The organism is Pseudonocardia sp. SID8383 (assembly GCF_009864975.1).
GTDB lineage: Bacteria > Actinomycetota > Actinomycetes > Mycobacteriales > Pseudonocardiaceae > Pseudonocardia > Pseudonocardia alni.
In genome coordinates this window covers 1-2,701 of sequence record NZ_WWFY01000658.1, presented here as the reverse complement: position 1 = coordinate 2,701, position 2,701 = coordinate 1, and the positions used below count along the sequence as shown (strand labels likewise).

Annotated in this window: 2 protein-coding genes; both read left to right on the top strand. The window is 76.7% G+C overall.

What is annotated here, in order from left to right; translation table 11 throughout:
* Nucleotides 1–850 (top strand): NAD kinase (locus GTW08_RS16235; RefSeq protein ID WP_161152165.1); only part of this gene is annotated, 850 nt, incomplete at its 5' end.
* 90 nt (nucleotides 851–940) lie between these two features.
* Nucleotides 941–2,701: DNA repair protein RecN (gene recN, locus GTW08_RS16230; RefSeq protein ID WP_161152164.1), on the top strand; the 1,761-nt coding region annotated here is incomplete at its 3' end.

Below are 2,701 nucleotides of genomic sequence, written 5' to 3'. Positions count from 1 at the left end.
CGGGCGGCTCGGCCTGCGCACCCGGGTGCTCGCCGACGAGTGGGCCGAGCTCGCCGCGGACCCCGACGTCCCGGCGGGCTACGAGCCGGTCCCGGTCCCCGGGAGCCCGGAGTGCGCCCGCGGCGCCGAGGCGGTCCTGGTCCTCGGCGGCGACGGCACCCTGCTGCGCGCCGCCGACCTCGCCCGCCACGCCGGCGTGCCCCTGCTGGGCGTCAACCTCGGCCACGTCGGCTTCCTCGCCGAGGCCGAGGAGGACACCCTGCCCGAGGCGCTGCAGAAGCTCGCCGACGGCGACTACGAGGTCGAGGAACGGACCACCCTCGAGGCCGTCGTCACCGCCGCCGGGCAGGTGCTCGGCCGGGCGTGGGCGCTGAACGAGGCCGTCGTCGAGAAGACCACCCGCGGCCGCATCCTCGAGGTCGTCCTCGAGGTCGACGGCCGCCCGGTGTCCTCCTTCGGCTGCGACGGGGTGCTCTGCTCCACCCCGACCGGCTCCACCGCCTACGCCTTCTCCGCGGGCGGGCCGCTGATCTGGCCGCAGGTGCAGGCACTGCTGGTGGTCCCCAGCAACGCACACGCCCTGTTCGCCCGGCCGATGGTGATCGCGCCGGAGAGCACCGTCGCGATCGAGGTGTCCGCCGACGGCCCGTCCGCCGTGCTGGACTGCGACGGCCGTCGCACCGTCGCGGTGCCGCCCGGGGCACGGGTGGAGCTGCGGCGTGCGTCGGAGCCCGTGCGGATGGTGCGCCTGGCCGCGCAGCCCTTCGCCGACCGGCTCGTCCGCAAGTTCGACCTGCCCGTCCGGGGCTGGCGGGGGGCCCGGACCCAACCACCGGGTTCGAACACCTGATCGACCGTTCGGCGCACGGGAACATCCGTTCGGTGCCGTTCGCGTGTCGGGGCTCGAACGCTGTCGGTGTTCGAACGTATGGTCCCACGCATGTTGTCCGAGATGCGGATCCAGGGCCTCGGCGTGATCGACGACGCGACCCTGGAGCTCGACCCGGGCCTGACCGTGCTGACCGGCGAGACCGGCGCCGGGAAGACCATGGTCGTGACCGGGCTGAACCTCCTCGGCGGTGGCCGCGCGGAGTCCTCGCGGGTGTCGGCCGGGGCGAGGCGCGCCGTCGTCGAGGGCCGGTTCGCGGCCTCGCCGGGGGCGCTGGAACTGGCCGAGGAGGTGGGCGCCGAGGCCGACGACGACGGGTCGCTGATCGCGGCCCGCACCGTGTCGGCCGACGGGCGCTCCCGGGCCCACCTGGGCGGGCGGTCGGTGCCCAACGGGGTGCTGGGCAGGCTCGCCGAGACCCAGCTCGCGGTGCACGGGCAGAACGACCAGCTGCGGCTGCTGCGCGGCTCCGACCAGCGGGCCCTGCTCGACCGCTTCGCCGGGGACCCCGTCGCGGTCCCGCTGGCCGCCTACCGGACGGTGCGCACCGAGTGGCTGCAGGTGGTCACCGAGCTCGCCGAGCGGCGGGACAACGCCCGCCGGCTCGCCCAGGAGGCGGACCTGCTGCGCCACGGTCTCGCCGAGATCGAGGCCGCCGACCCGCAGCCCGGTGAGGACCGCGAGCTCGTCGAACAGGCCCGCCGGATGGCCGAGGCCGACGACCTGCGAGCCGCCGCCGAGAGCGCACACCTCGCTCTGTCCGGGTCGGACGACGGCGAGGCCCCCGGCGCCGTCGGGCTCGCCGGGCAGGCCAAGGGGCTCGCCGAGGGCAGTGGCGACCCCGCGCTGGAGGAGCTCGGCCCGCGCCTCACCGAGGCCATCGCGGTCCTCGCCGACGCCGCGGCCGAGCTGAGCGGCTACCTCGACCGGCTCGACGCCGACCCCGAGCTGCTGTCCCGCGTCCTGACCCGCCAGGCCGAGCTCAAGGCGCTCACCCGCAAGTACGCCGCGGACACCGACGGCGTGCTGGCCTGGGCGGACACCGCCCGCGAGCGGTTGTCCGGGCTCGACACCTCCGACGAGGCGCTCGCCGAGCTGTCGGCCCGCCGTGACGCACTCGCCGGTGAGCTGGCCGGTCACGCCGCCGCGATCACCGCGGCGCGCACCGCCGCCGCGTCCCGGCTGGCCGAGGCGACGACGGCGGAACTCGCCGGGCTCGCCATGAAGGACGCGACGTTGCAGGTCGGCGTGCAGCCGCGGCCCGCTGCCGACACCGGGCCGGTGCTCGAGGTCGGCGGGCGGCGCTGCCAGGCCGGGTCGAGCGGCGTCGACGAGGTCGAGATCCGGCTCGTCCCGCACGCCGGGGCGGTGGCACAGCCGCTGCACAAGGGCGCCTCCGGCGGCGAGCTGTCCCGGGTCATGCTGGCCCTGGAGGTCGCGCTCGCCGGCGCCGACCCGGTGCCGACCATGGTGTTCGACGAGGTCGACGCCGGCGTCGGCGGCCGGGCCGCGGTGGAGATCGGCCGCCGGCTCGCGCAGCTCGCGGCCCGCCACCAGGTCATCGTCGTCACACACCTGCCGCAGGTCGCGGCGTACGCCGACCGGCACCTCGTGGTGCAGAAGGCGTCCGGGGCGGGCGTCACCCGCTCCAGCGTGCGGCGGCTCACCGAGGAGGAGCGCACCGGGGAGCTGGCACGGATGCTGGCCGGGATGGACGACACGGACACCGGCCGCGCGCACGCCGAGGAGCTGCTGAGCGCCGCGACCGCGCACCGGGAGGCCGACCGCGCGGCGGCACGGCCCGCGGACCTG